15 protein-coding genes are annotated in these 18,799 nt (G+C 37.7%); 6 read left to right on the top strand and 9 right to left on the bottom strand.

Annotated elements, in window-relative coordinates:
- Positions 1-3: 3 nt before the first annotated feature.
- The 9 genes from QUH73_RS19020 to QUH73_RS19060 form a co-directional block, all read right to left on the bottom strand.
- Entirely contained in the window at positions 4-801 is a 798-nt protein-coding gene (locus QUH73_RS19020) for a (Fe-S)-binding protein (protein ID WP_289532026.1), read from the bottom strand.
- Between the two features lie 72 nt (positions 802-873).
- On the bottom strand, positions 874-2,133 hold the full coding sequence (locus QUH73_RS19025; RefSeq protein ID WP_289532027.1) for a 4Fe-4S dicluster domain-containing protein: 1,260 nt from the start codon (positions 2,131-2,133) through the stop codon (positions 874-876).
- 58 nt (positions 2,134-2,191) lie between these two features.
- Positions 2,192-3,157, bottom strand: coding sequence for an electron transfer flavoprotein subunit alpha/FixB family protein (locus QUH73_RS19030; protein ID WP_289532028.1), 966 nt, complete (start codon positions 3,155-3,157; stop codon positions 2,192-2,194).
- 98 nt (positions 3,158-3,255) lie between these two features.
- Positions 3,256-4,005: an electron transfer flavoprotein subunit beta/FixA family protein gene (locus QUH73_RS19035; RefSeq protein WP_289532029.1), complete on the bottom strand. Its 750-nt coding sequence runs from the start codon at positions 4,003-4,005 to the stop codon at positions 3,256-3,258.
- Positions 4,006-4,171: 166 nt separating this feature from the next.
- Positions 4,172-5,311 (bottom strand): acyl-CoA dehydrogenase, encoded by a 1,140-nt coding sequence (locus tag QUH73_RS19040; protein WP_289532030.1) that lies wholly within the window; start codon positions 5,309-5,311, stop codon positions 4,172-4,174.
- A gap of 104 nt (positions 5,312-5,415) precedes the next feature.
- Positions 5,416-6,660, bottom strand: a complete 1,245-nt coding sequence (locus QUH73_RS19045) for a thiolase C-terminal domain-containing protein (RefSeq protein WP_289532031.1) — start codon at positions 6,658-6,660, stop codon at positions 5,416-5,418.
- A 178-nt stretch (positions 6,661-6,838) separates the two neighbouring features.
- Complete coding sequence (locus QUH73_RS19050; RefSeq protein ID WP_289532032.1) at positions 6,839-8,167, bottom strand: 3-hydroxyacyl-CoA dehydrogenase family protein; 1,329 nt, start codon at positions 8,165-8,167, stop codon at positions 6,839-6,841.
- 136 nt (positions 8,168-8,303) lie between these two features.
- Positions 8,304-9,080: an enoyl-CoA hydratase/isomerase family protein gene (locus QUH73_RS19055; protein WP_289532033.1), complete on the bottom strand. Its 777-nt coding sequence runs from the start codon at positions 9,078-9,080 to the stop codon at positions 8,304-8,306.
- A 343-nt stretch (positions 9,081-9,423) separates the two neighbouring features.
- Complete coding sequence (locus QUH73_RS19060) at positions 9,424-10,131, bottom strand: YebC/PmpR family DNA-binding transcriptional regulator (protein ID WP_289532034.1); 708 nt, start codon at positions 10,129-10,131, stop codon at positions 9,424-9,426.
- Between the two features lie 276 nt (positions 10,132-10,407).
- On the opposite strand from QUH73_RS19060, the gene QUH73_RS19065 reads away from it, so the two are divergent.
- The 6 genes from QUH73_RS19065 (at position 10,408) to QUH73_RS19090 (ending at position 18,661) form a co-directional block, all read left to right on the top strand.
- Positions 10,408-12,456 carry a hypothetical protein gene (locus tag QUH73_RS19065; protein WP_289532035.1) on the top strand — a complete coding sequence of 683 codons (2,049 nt, stop codon included), beginning with the start codon at positions 10,408-10,410 and terminating at the stop codon, positions 12,454-12,456.
- Positions 12,457-12,659: 203 nt separating this feature from the next.
- The gene (locus tag QUH73_RS19070; protein WP_289532036.1) at positions 12,660-13,598 is read left to right on the top strand and encodes a mechanosensitive ion channel family protein; all 939 of its coding nucleotides are present in this window, start codon (positions 12,660-12,662) and stop codon (positions 13,596-13,598) included.
- Between the two features lie 595 nt (positions 13,599-14,193).
- On the top strand, positions 14,194-14,922 hold the full coding sequence (locus tag QUH73_RS19075) for a hypothetical protein (RefSeq protein ID WP_289532037.1): 729 nt from the start codon (positions 14,194-14,196) through the stop codon (positions 14,920-14,922).
- A gap of 136 nt (positions 14,923-15,058) precedes the next feature.
- Positions 15,059-16,213 (top strand): PAS domain-containing sensor histidine kinase, encoded by a 1,155-nt coding sequence (locus QUH73_RS19080; RefSeq protein WP_289532038.1) that lies wholly within the window; start codon positions 15,059-15,061, stop codon positions 16,211-16,213.
- Between the two features lie 81 nt (positions 16,214-16,294).
- A complete protein-coding gene (locus QUH73_RS19085; RefSeq protein ID WP_289532039.1) occupies positions 16,295-16,729 on the top strand; it encodes a hypothetical protein in 435 nt (144 codons plus the stop codon).
- A gap of 144 nt (positions 16,730-16,873) precedes the next feature.
- Positions 16,874-18,661, top strand: coding sequence for an ABC transporter ATP-binding protein (locus QUH73_RS19090; protein ID WP_289532040.1), 1,788 nt, complete (start codon positions 16,874-16,876; stop codon positions 18,659-18,661).
- The last annotated feature ends 138 nt before the right edge of the window (positions 18,662-18,799 follow it).

The following is an 18,799-nucleotide window of genomic DNA, read 5'->3' on the forward strand; positions in this document are numbered from 1 at the left end:
AGTCTATAAGTTCAAGGCTTTCTCAATAATTTCTGCTATGTCTAAATTTTGCAATTCCGCTTCTTTGTTCTTTAATTTAATTCCATCCGTCAACATAGTCATGCAAAACGGACAAGCTGATGCAACTTTATCTACTTTCCGCTCGATAATCTCCTCGGTACGCTCAATATTGACTTCCTTATCTCCTTTTTCAGCTTCCTTAAACATTTGAGCACCTCCTGCGCCACAGCACAGACCGTAGCTTCTCGCCCGTTTCATCTCTTTCACTTCCCCAAAAACTGCTTTCACAACATTTCTCGGTGCATCATATATTCCATTTCCTCTTCCCAGATAACATGGATCGTGATAAGTGATGGTTTCGCCTTTAAATGGATTGTTCTCCAGTTTCAGTTTCCCTGTTCGAATCATCTCATCTAAAAACACCGCGTAATTGATCACCTCGTAGTTTCCACCCAAGTCAGGATATTCATTTTTCAATGTATTGTAGCAGTGCGGACAAGTACAGATGATCTTCTTCACCTCGTATCCATTAAGAATTTCAATATTTTGCATGGCTTGCATCTGAAAAAGCATTTCGTTCCCGGCACGCTTAGCAGCATCGCCAGTACAACTTTCCTCTTTCCCTAAAACAGCATAACTTACACCAAGATGATTCAATATTTTTGCAAATGCCCGTGCAACTTTCTGATATCTGTCATCGAAAGCTCCGGCACAACCAACCCAATACAAATATTCAGGCTTTTCACCTTTCGCTGTTACATCCGCCATTACAGGCACATCTATTTTTGTTTCTATTGTCATTTCAAAACAGTAATTAAAGTACAACTTATCTTAAAATACATCAATCAACTTCACAACAACTAGTTAAAATAATTATTCAGTCCATTTCATTCTATCCTCGGGAGAGAATTGCCAGGGTGCACCATTGTTCTCAATGTTTGCAAACATGACATTTAATCCAGCTGGCGCTGCGGATTCCTCCATCACCAAATACCTTCTCATATCCATAATTAAATTAGGATGACTAATATCTATCGGACATTCCTGAGCGCAGGCATTGCAGGTTGTACAAGCCCAAATCTCTTCTTCGGAAATGTAATCGCGCAAGAGTGATTTATTATCTTCCTTGCCTGCAATTGCCAAGGGTCCTTTCTCATCCATTCGCTTTCGCAGATCAACAAATATTTTCCTTGGAGACAAAAGCTTTCCTGTTATATTAGCAGGACAGACATCCGTACATCGGCCACACTGTGTGCAGGATAAGGAATCCATGTAATTCTTCCAGCTCACATCTTCAACGTCTTTAACTCCAAAACGGGCTACTTCTGCATTTTCGTCATAGGCAGTTTCCGGATCAAGCATTAGCTTCACTTCACGGGTTATACTTTCTAAATTTGGATATTTTGTAATTGGTTCCAAATTCGCCAGAAACACATTAGGGATAGATAGAAAAACATGAAAATGCTTCGAATAAGGCAGATAATTAGCAAATGTGAATATCAATAAAATGTGCACCCACCATCCCGGCTCTTGAAGCCAGCTAAAATCCCAGCCGAATAAATTCACCAAAGTGGCAGAAACAGGATAAACGCCTTCATATCCATTTGGATGATTGCTAATGTATCCCATATTGAAACAAATCAGGGAAACCATTAAAAATCCAATAAAGAATAAGGACAATTGAGCATCCCAATTGGCTTTGGAAGTCATTTCCACTCCAGAAAAGCGTTTCACCTTTAAAAACATTCTGCGAATGCTGAAAAGCTTGATAAAAATGATAATCAACAAGGCAAATACATCTCCGGAAGCTATCACCACATCATAAAACCATCCTGTAAAGGCAAAAGCCCTGTCCAATCCGCTAACGCCATCCACAACCATCTCGATACTGCCAAGAGTGATCACTAAAAAACCCCAAAACACCAATGCGTGCATCAAACCAATGACAGGCTTCCGAAATATTTTGGCTTGCCCAAATGCCACATTCAAAGTATGGGAAATTCTCGCTCCAATATTTTTAATTGGATAAGCTGGCTTTGTCAAGCGAAAGAATCCCCACAAACGCGTTACTGAATAGGCAAACACGCCAAATGTGATCAATAATGTGATGATGAAGAGGATTTGTTTTATCATGATTCAATAATTAATATAATTAGTAACAAACACTTAGCACTCTTTCACAGGCTTATTATTATTTTGAATTTCGAACTGCTTCTGTCAATTTTGGCAATACTTCCATAACATCACCAATGATCCCATAATCAGCAACACCAAAAATAGGTGCTTCCGGATCTGTGTTAATGGCAACAATACATTTGCTCCTGCTGATACCTGCAACGTGCTGTATTGCGCCGGAAATACCTGCTGCGAAGTATAAATTCGGTGCTATTACTTTCCCTGTTTGTCCAACATGCTCCTCATGTCCGCGCCATCCTTCATCCGAAACCGGACGTGAACAAGCCGTTGCTGCTCCCAACACGTCTGCAAGCTCTTCCACAACACCCCAATTATCGGGACTTCTCATCCCTCTACCAGCCGAAACAACAATATCTGCATCAGCAAGGTTCACTTTATTTGTCTGCTTTTCTTCCTCCAGAACCTGAATTTTAAAAAGAGCAGCATCCAAATGCGACGAAAATTCTTCAATCGATACATCAACCTGATCTTCGATAAAACCAAAACAATTTTTAGCAATGGTTATCACTTTTACGGGTGAATCAATTTGAACATATTCTAAGGCTTTTCCTGAAAAAGCACCTTTTTTAACTACAAACGGATTCATCGATATCGGAAGTTCCAAAACGGCAGATGCCATTCCTGCTTTCATTTTAACTGAAATTCTTGGAGCTATGGCTTTACCACTCTCATTATCGCTCATAACAATTGTGTCTGCGCCTTCTTTTTCTGCTAATTCAGAAATTACCTGAGCATAAACACGGCTTGTTAACGTATTCATTTGAGAATCATTCACGGAAATAATTCTCTCCGCACCATATTTCCCCAAACTTTTTAATTCTTCCTCCTTTACCTCGCCAATAGAAACAACAATAAGCTGTGTATTTAATTGGCTGGCTAAGTTTTTCGTATAGGATACCAATTCATAGGTGGAATTCTTAAATTTCCCGTTCCAATTTTTGGCAAATGCAATTACTGACATAAGCTTTTCTTTTAGATATGAGATAATAGATCTTAGAAATGAAACTAAATTCACAATCAAAATCCATCAACATTTATTAATTATTATAATTATATCACTTACAATACCTTAGCTTCGTTTTTCAACAGCTTAACCAACTCTTCAACATTCTCTAGATCAATCATTTTACAAGCTCCTTTGGCTTTTGGCAATTCAAATTTTATCGATTTAGTCAGCATTTCCATCTCTGTTGCCGCTATCACCTCCAAAGGTTTCTTACGTGCCATCATTATTCCACGCATAGCAGGAATCCTTGGTTCCTTTGCAATTCCTTTCTGAACTACAGCAACCAATGGTACTCCGGTCTTTATTTTTTGCTTTCCTCCTGGAATAGCCCGATAAAGAATAACATCATCACCATCAAGATTTACACTGGTTACAGACGAAACTCCAGAATAATCCATAAACTCTGCAATCATTGCACCTACTGATGATCCATTGTAATCGCTTGATTCTATTCCACTAAAAACAATATCGAATGGATTCTCCTTTAGATATGATGCAATTTGTCCGGCCACATAGTATGCATCTGCTGCACAGGCATCAATACGAAACGCCTTATCAGCACCAATAGCAAGTGCTTTTCGTAAGGTTGCATCAGTTTGCGCACCGCCGACATGAATCACACAAACCTCATCTACCGAATTGCCGGCATCCTCTTTCAATTCCAAAGCCCGGGTTAATGCCAGCTCATCCCATGGATTAATGATCCACTGAACACCTGAGTCATCAAACAGAGTATTATCTTCCTTGAATTTCACTTTAGTTGTGGTATCAGGAACGTTACTTATACAGACCAGTATCTTCATATGCATTTATTTTTTGTATCCGGTACCGAAATAGTAGTGTAAAAACTAATTCCGGCTACAGCAGTTTATATTAACAATCAACTTAAACTATCTATTCATTAAAAATACGTCAAGAAACTTACTAAGAACATTTTACAACAAGTAAGAATGTATTGCAAGCATTCTATTAATCCATTAATCCTCTTGAAATTACAATCTTTTGAATCTCAGAAGTACCTTCGTAAATCTGAGTTAATTTTGCATCACGCATTAAGCGTTCTACATGATATTCCTTTACATATCCGTATCCTCCGTGAATCTGAACTGCCTCAGTGGTTACCTTCATTGCAGTTTCGGCAGCATATAATTTAGCCATGGCACTTGCCTGTCCGTACGGTTTGCCCTGATCTTTTAACCAGGCTGCTTTTAAACAGAAAAAGCGCGCAGCCTCAATCTCAACGGCCATATCGGCTAATTTAAATGCGATTGCCTGATGATGAATAATCTCTTTCCCGAAAGCTTTTCTTTCCTGAGCATATTTTAATGCCAGCTCGTAGGCTCCGGAAGCAATTCCAAGAGCCTGAGAAGCAATCCCTATTCTACCGCCTTCCAGCGATTGCATAGCCAGTTTAAATCCAAAGCCTTCTTCACCCAAACGATTTTCCTTTGGGACTTTAACATTATTGAACATTACGGAACAGGTATCTGATGCCCGCATTCCCATTTTATTTTCATGTGGTCCAACAGTAATCCCTTCCGATTTGGAGTCGACAAGCAAAGCATTAATTCCCTTGTGTTTTAATTCGGGATGGGTTTGAGCCATTACAATGTAAGTAGAAGCCGTTTTGCCGTTTGTAATCCAATTTTTTGTACCATTTACCAGATAATGGTCTCCCATATCAACAGCAGTAGTTCTTTGTGAAGTTGCATCAGAGCCTGCTTCAGGTTCCGATAACAGGAAGGCTCCTATTTTCTCACCCCGGGCCATTGGTTTTAAGAATTTCTGTTTTTGTTCTTCTGTACCATACTTTTCAACCCCCCAACAAACCAATGAATTGTTTACCGACATGATTACAGAAACCGAGGAATCGACCTTTGAAATTTCTTCCATTGCCAAAACATAGGATATGGTATCCATTCCACCACCATCGTATTCCAATCCAACAAGCATTCCCAGAAAACCTAAATCCGCCAAACGTTTCACCTGCTCAGTTGGATACTCTGATTTCTCATCTCGTTCAATTACTCCGGGTAACAGCTCGCGTTGTGCAAAATCCCGTGCAGCATCCCGTATCATTAACTGCTCTTCGGTAAATTCAAAATTCATAGTTTTAATTTTTAGGTGTGATATTAAAAGCTATTAGCTGATAGTAATTAGTTTTTAGCTGATTTACATGATGTAACAATTTAATTATTCAGTAATACATCCATTTATTCCCCCCGTTTGTAAACAACAGCAACTAAAGACTTATCATCTCCCCCCATATTCACAGACATTGCATAGGGTCTTTCCTTGATGATTTCAATTTGTGCCTCTCCGGCATTCCCTGTTAATTGCTCCCAAATAGTTACAGCCTGATGAACTCCGGTAGCTCCGGTTGGATGCCCCCAACCAATTAAACCACCCGTTGTGTTTACTGGTATTTTCCCGCATCTGGAGGTGTGACCCTCCAAAACAAATTCAGGACCTTTTCCTTCTTCGGCTAAACCAATAGCCTCAATAGCCATTATTCCGGCAATAGAGAAACAATCATGAACTTCCACAGTTCCTAACTGATCAATAGTAATCCCAGCCATTCGCATCGCTTTTTCTACGGCCACCTTCATGGTCGTTAAACCGGTCATTACCTCTGGTTTTTGAGTGATATCTGCTGCAACATGAGCGAAACCAACAATTTCAACTGCATCTTTTGCATTTAATCCAATTCTTTTTAATCCTTCCTCTGACACTATTGCGATCGCCGAAGCTCCGTCGGAAACTTTAGAGCAATCAAAAACATTTAAATGATCCACAAATGCTCTTGGATTTACAGGAGTGTTTGCTGTCCCTTCCAAATCCATATTTGTATTATGAAATTCCTGTGCTGTTTTGCACAAACGTGCATTTTCAATAGCATTGCAATACCACTTCGCCATGGCTTTGCGGGTAATTTCCCTGCCAAATTTCTCGTAGTAAGCACCTGCCCGGTCACTAAACACACCCGGAAAAAAGTATGCATGTCCCTCTTTACGTGTTTTTTGCCATCCGGCACCAGCCAGAACATCCGCTCCATACATGGCTTTCATGCTATTCTGAACTTCAAAACCAAGAGCAAGCACCACATCAGCCGTTTCTGCAAGAATCGATTTCATTCCTGTAGTCAGCGCTAAACCGCCTGATGCACAAGCACCTTCCACGCTAACGGATGGTTTGTACTTCAATCCCGCATCAATCATTGGCAAAAAAGCAGGCAAATTGGCTTGCTTATTAAAGCGCGAAGCCATAAAATTCCCGATTACTCCTTCATCAACATTTTTAGCACCGCCAATCATTTTTAAAGTTGCCTGACCGGCTTCCTGAATATAGTGTTCCAGACCAGGACGAGGCTTCTTGGGATGAAATTCATTTCTGCCGGTTCCCATCGAAATGGTATTGTAACCGGCCAGCATGTATATTTTTTTGCGTAAAACGTTCATTCTTTATAAATATGAGATAACAGATATGAGATGTGAGTGAGAAAAATTTCAGAACATCAGATAATCATCTAGTATCGGTTACAAATAAAATTTCGGCAATCCAGTAAATCAAACATTAATTCAGTGTTAAAAGCGAGATCTGTTTTATGAATCTCACTTCTAACATTTATAATCCAGTTTAAAAATAATCGTTAATAGGTCCGTAGGCATGGAAGAAACCTGTTTGCAAAACAGTGTTTACATCGGCTTTTGATTCCGCAACTTTTGTATCAACAAGCATCAGACCAATTGCTTTGGAATTTTTACCGTACGCAATCGCCAAATTCGCGCCAACACTATCTATTTGATGCAGTTCATTAAAAAACTTCTTTAAATGATCGGCTTTCTTCACATCACGAACAACAGATTTCCAATAGATTTTAAGCGTTGGCAGTTCTCCCAGTAAGGCAGCACAATCCATTTCAATATTCTCAGTTGGAACGTACTTCGCGTTTTCCAAATCATAAACTTCTGTAATTCTACCTTTCTGATATTTGAAAATACCGTTCTTTTGAGAACCATCAGCGAACTGACCACCTTTCACTTCGTTATCAAACAATTGATTCAAGGCTGCATGTGATAATTTTTCATTCGGAAATGAGGGCTGCATACTCTCCAAAATAAATCGGGTAACATCAATTCCCACATAATCCAGCAATTGGAAAATTCCCATTGGCCGCACCAGCAAATCCCGGCTTATGGTATCAATTAAGAAAAAGGCCTTTGCCCATCCTTCTGTTTTTGCTAATTCTTCTGCCAATTTAAGCGCATACAAAGCATCACGCATAAAGTGACCATTTCCTATAAAACCGGCAACATCTCTTGACTGAACGACAATTTTGCGCATCGATTTGGCTAAATTCACCGAAAAGGCAGCTAAATCATCATTCGTATGATCCGTTTTAATGATCTCCAGCAATTTTTGAATTACCGGAGGATTGTAAAAATGATAACCAATGATATCACCTTTCAATCCAGCTTCCTTTTCGATTTCACCAATTGGAATGGATGAAGTATTGGTTAAAAACCAAGCATCAGGATTATTTTTTTTGATTTGAGAAAACAATTTTACTTTTAGAGCTTTATCCTCTTTTATGGCTTCAAATATCAATTGAGAGTCATAAGCAGTTTCTATACGGGTTGATGTTTGTATCATCTCCATCACATCATATACAAACTGACTGATAATCTCATCATTATCAATCAAATCCTCACGATCCTCGTACCAGGTTCGTAATTCAACTATATTTTTTTCTGCGTGCTTTACCAATTGTGATTTTACGTAACCCAATAAGCTGTTTAAAGCTGATTGTGATACATCAACAGCGTTTAAGACAAAGTCCTTATCTTCTTTTTGGCCAATTTTTAATTTGGCCATTTCAAAAGATAATAAAACAAGAATACCGCTTCCCATTTTTCCTGCGGCACCCAATACACTAACATTTTCCATTTTTCGGATCAAATCCATATTGTTTATTGTTTAAATTTTGATTTTACGATTATTTGATGTGATACATGTTTCCCATTTGAGCTAAATCAAAAACCCATCTGCACTTCCTGCTTATTGTTCCAAGAACAATAAACCTCCCTACAATTTTTGATTGTTACCAGTTTGGTTTTCGCTTCTCTAAAAAGGCGCTTATGCCTTCTTCCCTTTCGGTCTGATCCTCCTTAAAAAGACGGCCAAATTCTTTGGATTCCATTTTGCCTGCATCTTTGCCCGACAACTCCAAACCTTCGCGAACCATTTCTTTAATTAACCGCACGGCATTGGAACCTTTAGAGGCTATTTTTCCGGCCAAATCCAAACTCACTTCGAGAAGTGTTTCGGGTGGCGCCAATTTCTGAACCACTCCCAATTGATAGGCTTCTTCAGCTGTTATGCCTTCTCCAAGCATCATAAGATACATGGCATTTCCGGCTCCAACCAAACGCGGCAATCTTTGTGTACCGTTAAATCCGGGTATCAGACCCAAATTCACTTCAGGCAAACCCAACCTGGCTTTCTCACTGGCTACACGTATATCACATGATAGTGCCAATTCCAACCCTCCCCCAAGGGCAAAACCATTAATTGCAGCAATAACCGGTATCTCCAAATTAGCAATCTGATCAAAAACCTGTTTTCCTATTTCAGAAAAATCATAGGCTGCCTGCGGAGAATATTCCTGCATGGCTTTAATATCAGCACCGGCAACAAAGGCTTTGCCCTCTCCCGTAATTACTAATACTCTAATGCTTTGGATAATTTCTTTGCTGTTAAAAAAACAGTCCAGCTCTTTAAAAACACCCTCATTTAAGGCGTTCAAGGCTTCAGGACGGTTAAGAGTCAAAATTCCTATTTTGTCTCTTTTTTCAAATTTTAAATAATTAAAGTGCATGTGTATATAATTCAATTATAGTTGCCACATGGAACTTATCATGCTTTGAATTTTAAAATAGAATTCACAATTATTCAAAGATGAAGGTTTCATAGGTGTGTTATTAGATGTTTTTTCATCTACATATCTAAATATAATAAAAACTCTTAACTTTCAAAAGGTAAGATTTCTGACTGACACGACTTTAGCTCACACCCCCAACATTTACAAGGCTTTAAGAAAATAAAAAAAGTCAAAAAAAGACCCTTAATTCTTTTTCTACACCTTAGTATAATAAAAAAGCCTGATCCGTTAAACGAATCAGGCTCTATATCATGAAATTATAAATTAAACGACGATTTTCTTATGCCATATTGTGGTAAACATTCTGAACATCGTCATTGTCTTCGAGTTTCTCCAGCAATTTTTCAACATCAGCAACTTGTTCCTCCGTTAATTCTTTAGTATCCATTGGAATTCTTTCGAAACCTGATGAAATTACCTCAATTTCGTTTTCTTCCAGGTAAGCTTGTATTTTTCCAAAATCAGGGAAATTACCGTAAAGCATAATTCCTTCGTCTTCTGCAAATACCTCTTCAACTCCTATGTCGATTAATTCGAACTCCAACTCTTCAATATCCTGACCTTTGTTTTCAATCTGAAAATGACATTTGTGTTCAAACATGAATTCAACACTACCGGCAGTACCTAAACTACCTTTGCATTTTGAAAAATAAGAACGAACATCTGCTACCGTTCTGGTGTGGTTATCGGTTGCAGTTTCAACTAAAACAGCAATACCATGCGGAGCATATCCTTCGTAAATAATTTCCTTATAGTCCTTCTGATCTTTAGAAGTTGCTTTTTTAATTGCTCTTTCAACATTATCCTTAGGCATGTTTACTGCCTTCGCATTTTGAATAACTGCACGCAAACGAGAATTCGTTGCCGGATCAGGGCCACCTTCTTTTATTGCCATCACGATATCTTTTCCTATTCGTGTAAAGGCTTTGGCCATCTTATCCCAACGCTTAAACTTTCGCGCTTTCCTAAATTCAAATGCTCTTCCCATAATTTATGTATATAATATTTTGCGCAAAAATAGCACATGTTATTCAATCTGTAAAACGAAAGTACATTTTTTTTAAAATAGTAAATGAAGTTTGGGTAAAAGAGTGAATTATAAATGTTGTGTTTCAATGATTTATTTACAGCACAAATTGCATTTCATTTTTTCTGTTTTCGGTCCCTCTACGCAACTATAAAGCATGAAAAAGCTCATTGTTTGAATGAGCTTGAATTCGTATTTTTAGCGATACATAGTCAAACAAATAACAACCCTAATCAAATGAAAAAGATGATCATTCTGTTTTCTGCAGCATTACTGCTGTCCTCCTGCGGAAATCAAGTAAAAATGGATAAAAAGGCAGATGTCTCTGCTATTTCGGCCAAAACCATAGCTCAGGTAACTGATGAGCTTGGAAATTCAAATGCAGGCACAAACAAATCCCTTATGGAAAAAGGCGTAAAACATGCCGCCAACCTTTGGCGCGACAGTGATGGCTCAGAAGAAGATTTTAAAACCTTCTGTAAAGAAAACTATATCTCCGATCAGGAGGAAAGAGAACTTGTTTTTCAAAAGATTTCAAGAAACATTGAGATCATCACCGGTAATTTCAACAAAATTACTCTTGAGTTACTGGAACCGGTGCACTTGAACACCTTCGAACAACATGCTATTGATAATGCATTTGGTGCTTACAGCGTAGATTCGCACTGGATGAATGATTTCTACCAAAATAAAATTGCTTTTATTATTGCCTTGAATTTTCCGCCCTTTAGTTTGGACGAAAAAGAAGCAAATGCTAAGAAGTGGACTCGTCAGCAATGGGCTTATGCCCGTTTGGGTGATTATTTTACAGCCCGAGTTCCTGCAGAACTTTTACAGGAAGCAGGTAAGGTTGCTGCCGAATCGGATGTTTACATTATGGATTACAACATTTATGTAGGTCATTTAACTGATGCTGAAGGAAATCGTTTCTTCCCTGAAGACAAAGTTCTTTTGTCGCACTGGAACCTGCGTGATGAGCTTAAAGCCAACTATGCCAACAAAAAGGATGGTTTAGAAAAGCAGAAGATGATTTATCAGGTGATGCAGCGCATTATCTCTCAGGAAATCCCTGAAAAGGTGATTAACAATGGGAATTTGGAATGGGATCCGTATACCAATCTGGTTTATCAGGATGGAAAAACAATTGAAGCTGCTCCTGAACCAAATGAAAGATATCAGCAAATTCTGAATAATTTCCATGCCAATAAGGCAATCGATTCTTACTATCCGGATCAGAATACCTTCATCAAAAGACAATATGATGGTGCCAAAGAAATATCTGCGGAAGCAACTGAAAAAATCTTTACGGATTTTATGCGCTCCGAGGAAACTAAAAAAGTTGGTGAACTAATTAAGCAAAGATTAGGTCGTGATTTGGAGCCTTTCGACATTTGGTACGATGGTTTTAAAGCCCGCAGCGGAATGGATGAGTCGAAACTGGATGCCCAGACCCGTAAATTGTACCCTAACGCGGTTGCTTTGGAAGCAGATTTACCAAATCTATTGGTAAAACTGGGTTACGATAAGGAAAGAGCACAATGGTTGGGTGATCATATTGCGGTTGATCCGGCAAGAGGCTCGGGACACGCCTGGGGCGGTGCTGCCAAAGGTCAAAAGGCTCACCTGCGTACCCGAATTGGTGAAAAGGGCATGGATTACAAAGGCTACAACATTGCAGTTCATGAATTTGGGCACAATGTAGAGCAAACCATATCGCTTTATGATGTAGACAATTTTGTAATGAATGGAGTTCCGAACACCGCATTTACCGAAGCTTTGGCTTTCATTTTCCAGAAAAGAGACATGTTATTGCTGGGAATTCATAACGATTCACCTCAGGAAGATGCTTTAAAAAAGCTTGATTTATTCTGGAGTGCTTACGAAATAATGGGTGTTTCGGTACTGGATATCCGCATGTGGAAATGGTTGTATGCAAATCCGGAAGCCAATTCGGCACAATTGCGCGATGCTGCTATTCGAATTGCAAAAGAAGTTTGGAATGAGTTCTACGCTCCTGTTTACGGCGTAAAAGATCAGACCATTTTAGCCGTATACTCACACATGCTGAACAGTCCGTTGTATTTATCGAACTATGCTTTTGGAAATGTAATCGAATTCCAGTTGGAGCAGCACTTAAAGGGAAAAAGCTTCCCTAACGAAATAGACCGAATCTTTAAACAAGGACGTTTGACTCCTAACCAGTGGATGGTGGAAGCTACCGGTAACGATTTATCGGCTGCACCACTATTGAATGCAGCTAAAGAGGCTTTGGAAGAATTGAAGTAATAAACGATTAAAATAGATGATTGAGACTGTTCCGCAAGGAATGGTCTCTTTTATTTTTAGGCCTAAAAAAACGTGTTTACTCCTTATCACAACTATATAATGATAAATATTGCATAAATTCAATGCTTAATCGCAATGAATACATATCGAAAAACCTGCACATTTCAAGCAAAAAGGAAAATTCCATTAAAAAACACGAAAAAATGAAAAAATATTTCAAACTCACATTAATCATTTTAATCATATTAATAATATTAGCAATTGAGCCTCTATTAGACTCAATTTTAAACATTTCAGGATTGGAAGACTCCCTGCTGATTGAGCAAAAAAACAATCTGTTAATAATCGCTTTTGCATGGCTCATAATTGAAGTAATCAAAAGAATTAAAACAATGTTTTTAAAAAGGTTTGATATCTCTAAGGAGGACAATCTTAAATCCAGAAAATTACATACACAATTCAATATTCTGGAAAAAATACTCGTATTTATGATTGTACTTTCTGCCATAGGATTGATATTGCTTTCCTTTGAGAATATCAGGAAAATTGGGATTGGAATTTTTGCCTCGGCAGGATTAGCAGGTGTTATAATAGGTATTTCGGCACAGAAAGTTGTTGGTACACTATTAGCCGGAATTCAAATTGCAGTTACGCAGCCATTCAGAATTGACGATGCTGTTCTTGTTGAAAATGAGTGGGGATGGATTGAAGAAATCAATTTAACCTACGTAGTAGTCCGACTGTGGGATCAAAGACGTTTGGTATTGCCATCAACGTATTTTTTAGAGAAACCATTTCAAAATTGGACCCGAAATAATGCAGATATTATTGGTTCCGTTTTTTTGTACACAGACTATACAATTCCATTTGATGCTTTAAGAAAAGAACTAACAAAATTGTTAACTAAAAGTAATTTGTGGGATAAAAAAGTAAATGTTCTTCAGGTAACCGATTCGAAGGAAAATACCCTGGAAATAAGAATACTTGTAAGTGCCAAAAATTCGCCGACAGCATGGGATTTAAGAGTTTATATCCGGGAAAAAATGATTGAATTCATCCAAAACAATTACCCGAACAGCTTACCTAAAACAAGAATAACTATTACTGATAAAAACAGCACAGAAACACAAGGTCACGATTAAAGCAGTTGACCGTAAAATATGACTTTTACATGTAATAATCTGGTAGCTTTAAATGATACAGAGACTGTCCCGCAAGGGATGGTCTCTTTTCGCTTTTACTTGATTTGCATGCGTTCTGATATGAATTTCAAATTTAAATTGCTTGCTTCTTGAGAGGAAGCACCGGAAAGACAATAAAATAGGATTCAGTTGAAAGTACAGATCAACCTACTATTCTCTGTGCAACTCTGCGCCTTCTGTGGTAGAAAAATCTGATAAATAATACATAGAAGAAATTAAAATAGAATTGAGCACGGAGAACACAGAAAAAAAACAACAAAATAGTTTTCGTTCATGCCTTAGTTTGAGTAAACATTTAACCGTTGGAACTATCATAAAAAACCTTTACTTTCAGTGCCGATTATGAACGATAAGATAACAAGCTGATATGATAAAAACCAAAATATACCAATTCCCTGCTGGACTTATTAGTGCCGGATTTATTAATAAGGTGGAAAAAAAACACAATTGTCCTCATTGTGGTAAAGAAATTAACAAATAAAAAAAGTGACTAACAAAAAATCATTAATCCCAAACCCTAAATAAATCAATACAAATGGAACCAGTATTCTTCTTTATTATTTTTGCAATTGTCATTACTGTTTTACTATCAGCAGTTTTTTTCAGTAAAAAAGCCATTATTAAACGAAAGCTAAAAAAATCGGAACTTCGGAAAATTGCAGATTTTAAAAATAGTGAGCTGGCTACAATTGTAGGAACTGTTGAATTTGTTGATGCTCCCCTTCTATCTCCTCTTTCAAACCGTGAATGTTCTTATTACTATGTGCATGTTGAGCAAAAAGTGGCATCAGGCAAAAGTTCAAAATGGGAAACGATTATTGAGGAGGAAATATCGAACAAATTTTTAATTAAGGAAGATGCTAACTATGCATTTATAAATGACGATCGAATTAAATCTTATATCGTTCAGGACCAAAGCTATTCTACCGGATTTTTTACCGATGCTACCGAAAATCTTGAAAACTATCTAAACAGTAAAGGATATAAAAGTGAGGGCTCTTGGGGCTTTAATAAAACACTTCGGTACAAAGAAGGAATTCTTGAGCAGGGAGAAAAAGTAGCTGTATTTGGAAAGGGAGAATGGAAAGATGCTGCAAAATTGAACCTGCCTGAAAAGTATGGACAGATTCTTGCAATTACATCCAGTAACGAGGATGCCATCTACTTAAGCGATGATCCTGATACTACAGTAAAGAATGTCACAAAAAGGAGTTCTTCGGAAAAACCCAATACAAACACCAGAAAAAGTCGTTATAGAAAATAAGCTGCGGATTTCACTATTGAATGTGGTTAAGGAGAATTTAAAAGCAACAATAAAACTCAAAATACAAACAAGAGCACAAGGCTTACCGTACAAACATTTATCTTGCACATTTATAAAAGTTTCAAGCAAATAAAAAATGACCAACAACACCCCTACCTATCAGGATCTGGAAAAAGAAATAATCAAATTAAAGCTTGAATTAAAAATTCAGGATAAAATGATTAATACTATTCCTAATCCGTTGTTCGTAAAAAACAAAGATTTTATCTATACTAATTGCAATGATGCTTTTGCAGAGTATCTGGGTTTACCCAAATCAAAAATTATAAATTCAAGTGTTTACGATATTGCTCCAAAGGAACTTGCTGACAAATATTACCTTGCGGATTGCGAATTACGTGACAGTCCGAAAAATCAAACCTATGAATGCAATGTGAAATATGCTGACGGAACTTTGCATGATATCATTTTTCATAAGGCCAATATAATCGATGAAAAAAATGAGTTTTGTGGAATTGTTGGCATCATGCTTGACATCTCAGAACGTAAAAATGCAGAACAAACTCTAAAAGAAAACCAAAAGAATTTACTGGAACTAAATGCAACAAAAGACAAACTTTTTTCAATAATCGCGCACGATTTAAGAACGCCGTTTACTAGTATCTTAGGATTTTCGGAACTGCTGATTGAAGACGCAAAAGATTTTAATGAGTTAGAAACGGAAGAGTATTTAAAATTGATAAATACAACTGCCAAAAGCACACTAATTTTACTTGACAATTTATTGAATTGGGCCAAATCACAAAGCCGACAAATAATTTATAAGCCAAAAAAATATATTTTATCATCCATTATCGAAGAGACAATAAAAAATTCCAATTCAACGGCAAAAATTAAAAACATATCTATAAATCAGATTCAAACTGATGAGATTGCGGTTAATGCCGATGAAAACATGATGAAAACTGTTTTACGAAATCTTATTTCCAATGCAATCAAATTCACAAACCCAGGAGGAAGTATTACCGTTTCTGCAATTCCGAAACACAAGTATGTCGAGATTTCTGTTTCGGATAATGGAGTCGGGATTAAAAACGAAACTCTTAAAAAGCTATTTGATATTTCTGAAAACACAACTACCAAAGGCACAGAAAAGGAAAACGGATCTGGCTTGGGATTGATTCTTTGCAAAGAATTTGTGGAAAAACACAAGGGTGACATTTGGGCTGAAAGCGAAATAGGAAAAGGGAGTATTTTTAAATTTACCCTGCCTTTATACAACTCAAAATAAAGTGCAAACAAGTTATAAGCAAATAAAAATCGTATTCTTCATTTTTTTCTAAAAACAATACTAATTTAATTTTTACAGACAATGTCAGATGTTTACAGATACTCTATTTTGAAGGATCTTGGTTTAATTATTCAATATCATCAAAACAATATCACTAAAAACAAGATGCAACAGCTAAAGAGTGATATTATTAATGATAAAGATTTTAATCCTAAGTTTGGTTTTATTGTTGATCTTAGAAATGCGTATATAAATTTGACAGAAGATGAGTTGTTGGAATATGGCAATTGGGTGAAAGCAAACGTAAAGCTAACAGGACTAATGCGACTTGTTTTATTAACCTCTACCCCCGACCATGTGACAAAAACAATCCTATTCACTTTAAACGAAAACATATCACCACTTCATTACAAAACATTCAGCACCGTAGAGGCCTCAATTAGATGGCTTAACATTGACAATTGCCATTTGAACTATGTGACAAAAGAAATCGAAAAATTATTTGTCGACCAATAATCTATTTTTGTCCTCCACTGTTCCAAAGAAATATTCAGTATAAAAGTATTTATCATGGGCAACCAATAAAAGATGTCGCAGACAAAGATAATTCCGACTAATTTTCTTATTATTAGGAATTGTTTTAAATAGTGATATTCAAGAATGACTGCAACAGATACATCGAATGTTCCGAAAGGAAAAATAAATAAAAGTGGTTTACAAAGTGCCTTTAGACTTTACAAATACATTAAACCATACCGGGGACAATATTTTTTAGGGATCTTTTTCTTATTGGGTTCCAGTTTGGCGAGTTTGGCTTTCCCAAAGCTATTAGGCGATTTGGTGAACTCAGGCAATACTACTACACTGGGGCAAAGTTTGAATCAAACTGCTGTTTTAATTGTCTGTGTATTGATTCTTCAAGCCACCTTCTCCTATTTCCGCATTGTATTGTTTGTGAACGTAACAGAGAGATCTTTAGCCGCACTGAGGCAAGCAACCTACCGCCATTTAATAAAACTTCCATTGCAATTTTTTGAACGGCGAAGAGTGGGAGAACTCAATAGCAGAATATCGGCAGATGTGGTGTTGCTGCAGGAAACCATGACCAGCACTTTGGCTGAATTCATCCGCCAGATTATCGTAATAACAGGCGGTATTACCCTTTTGGGGATTATCTCGATAAAGCTTACCGCCTTTATGCTGATTACACTGCCGCCAACCATGATTGTTGCCAGGTTTTTTGGCCGGTTTATCCGCAAATTTTCCAAAGATGTGCAAACCAAGCTGGCCGATTCAAACACAATTATTGAAGAAACCCTGCAAGGCATACAAAGCGTGAAAGCTTTTACCAATGAATATGTTGAAATTGCACGCTACAAAAAAAAGACCTTGGAAATGGCCGATTTGGGCATGACCCGAGGCAAATACAGAGGAGCATTTTCCTCTTTTATTATTCTCGGACTTTTTGGTGCCATTGCTGCTATGGTGTGGCAAGGCTCCCGTTTACTGCAGGCGGGTGAAATGCAGGCCGGAGATTTATTTTCCTTTGTTATTTATTCTGTGTTTGTAGGCGGCACTATCAGCGGATTGGCCAATGTATATACCAACATTCAGAAATTTATTGGTGCCACCGAAGACCTGTTTAAGATTTATGATGAAGAACCTGAAGACATTCAGGACATCAACGAAATTGATCCGAAATATAAAATGCAGGGAGAAATCAGCCTGAAGAATTTAAATTTTGCCTACCCTTCGAGAAGCGAACAGGCTGTTTTAAACAATATCAATTTAAAAATAGAAAGCGATAAAATGATTGCTTTGGTTGGGCATAGCGGCGCTGGGAAAAGCACCATGGCCTCACTCCTTCTGTTGCTGCACAAGCCACCTAAGAACAGCTTATTTTTTGATCAGCATGACAGTCACGACATTCCCTTATCGGCCCTACGAAGTCAAATTTCATTGGTACCACAAGATATTTTTCTGTTTGGAGGAAGCATCAGTGAAAACATAGCTTACGGAAAAACGGATGCCAGTGAGCAGGAAATCTACGAAGCTGCACAAAAGGCCAATGCCCTGGAATTTATTGAACGCTTTCCAGAAAAATTTGAAACCATTGTCGGCGAACGCGGCACACAGCTTTCGGGTGGTCAGCGCCAGAGAATTGCCATTGCCCGTGCGATTCTTAAAAATCCTAAAATTTTAATATTGGATGAAGCTACCTCCTCGCTGGATTCCGAATCGGAAATGCTGGTTCAGGAAGCTCTCGAAAAACTGATGAAAGGGAGAACATCCATTGTAATTGCCCACCGATTGTCGACCATTAGAAAGGCAGATGAAATTGTTGTAATGGAACAAGGCGAAATTGTAGAACAAGGCACGCACGAGGCCTTAATGAATATTACTGACGGGAAATACAACAAATTGATTCAGCTGCAGTATTCGAATTAAGTTAACACCTCACCCTAACCCTCTCCTTTAGGAGAGGGAACCAAATTGCAGTATTCGAATTAATGAGCTAGTTTTTATAAAAAAGGTAGACGCAGATCCTTATGATTTTGTAAGATCTACACTGATTATAAGACTAGA

The sequence above is a fragment of the Labilibaculum sp. K2S genome (assembly GCF_030372765.1).
Classification (GTDB): Bacteria; Bacteroidota; Bacteroidia; order Bacteroidales; family Marinifilaceae; genus Labilibaculum.

Excerpts from the sequence above, each read along its gene's own strand:
- QUH73_RS19020 (WP_289532026.1), bottom strand. The coding sequence starts at position 801 with ATGACAATAGAAACAAAAATAGATGTGCCTGTAATGGCGGATGTAACA.
- QUH73_RS19025 (WP_289532027.1), bottom strand. The coding sequence starts at position 2,133 with ATGATAAAACAAATCCTCTTCATCATCACATTATTGATCACATTTGGC.
- QUH73_RS19030 (WP_289532028.1), bottom strand. The coding sequence starts at position 3,157 with ATGTCAGTAATTGCATTTGCCAAAAATTGGAACGGGAAATTTAAGAAT.
- QUH73_RS19035 (WP_289532029.1), bottom strand. The coding sequence starts at position 4,005 with ATGAAGATACTGGTCTGTATAAGTAACGTTCCTGATACCACAACTAAA.
- QUH73_RS19040 (WP_289532030.1), bottom strand. The coding sequence starts at position 5,311 with ATGAATTTTGAATTTACCGAAGAGCAGTTAATGATACGGGATGCTGCA.
- QUH73_RS19045 (WP_289532031.1), bottom strand. The coding sequence starts at position 6,660 with ATGAACGTTTTACGCAAAAAAATATACATGCTGGCCGGTTACAATACC.
- QUH73_RS19050 (WP_289532032.1), bottom strand. The coding sequence starts at position 8,167 with ATGGATTTGATCCGAAAAATGGAAAATGTTAGTGTATTGGGTGCCGCA.
- QUH73_RS19055 (WP_289532033.1), bottom strand. The coding sequence starts at position 9,080 with ATGCACTTTAATTATTTAAAATTTGAAAAAAGAGACAAAATAGGAATT.
- QUH73_RS19060 (WP_289532034.1), bottom strand. The coding sequence starts at position 10,131 with ATGGGAAGAGCATTTGAATTTAGGAAAGCGCGAAAGTTTAAGCGTTGG.
- QUH73_RS19065 (WP_289532035.1), top strand. The coding sequence starts at position 10,408 with ATGAAAAAGATGATCATTCTGTTTTCTGCAGCATTACTGCTGTCCTCC.
- QUH73_RS19070 (WP_289532036.1), top strand. The coding sequence starts at position 12,660 with ATGAAAAAATATTTCAAACTCACATTAATCATTTTAATCATATTAATA.
- QUH73_RS19075 (WP_289532037.1), top strand. The coding sequence starts at position 14,194 with ATGGAACCAGTATTCTTCTTTATTATTTTTGCAATTGTCATTACTGTT.
- QUH73_RS19080 (WP_289532038.1), top strand. The coding sequence starts at position 15,059 with ATGACCAACAACACCCCTACCTATCAGGATCTGGAAAAAGAAATAATC.
- QUH73_RS19085 (WP_289532039.1), top strand. The coding sequence starts at position 16,295 with ATGTCAGATGTTTACAGATACTCTATTTTGAAGGATCTTGGTTTAATT.
- QUH73_RS19090 (WP_289532040.1), top strand. The coding sequence starts at position 16,874 with ATGACTGCAACAGATACATCGAATGTTCCGAAAGGAAAAATAAATAAA.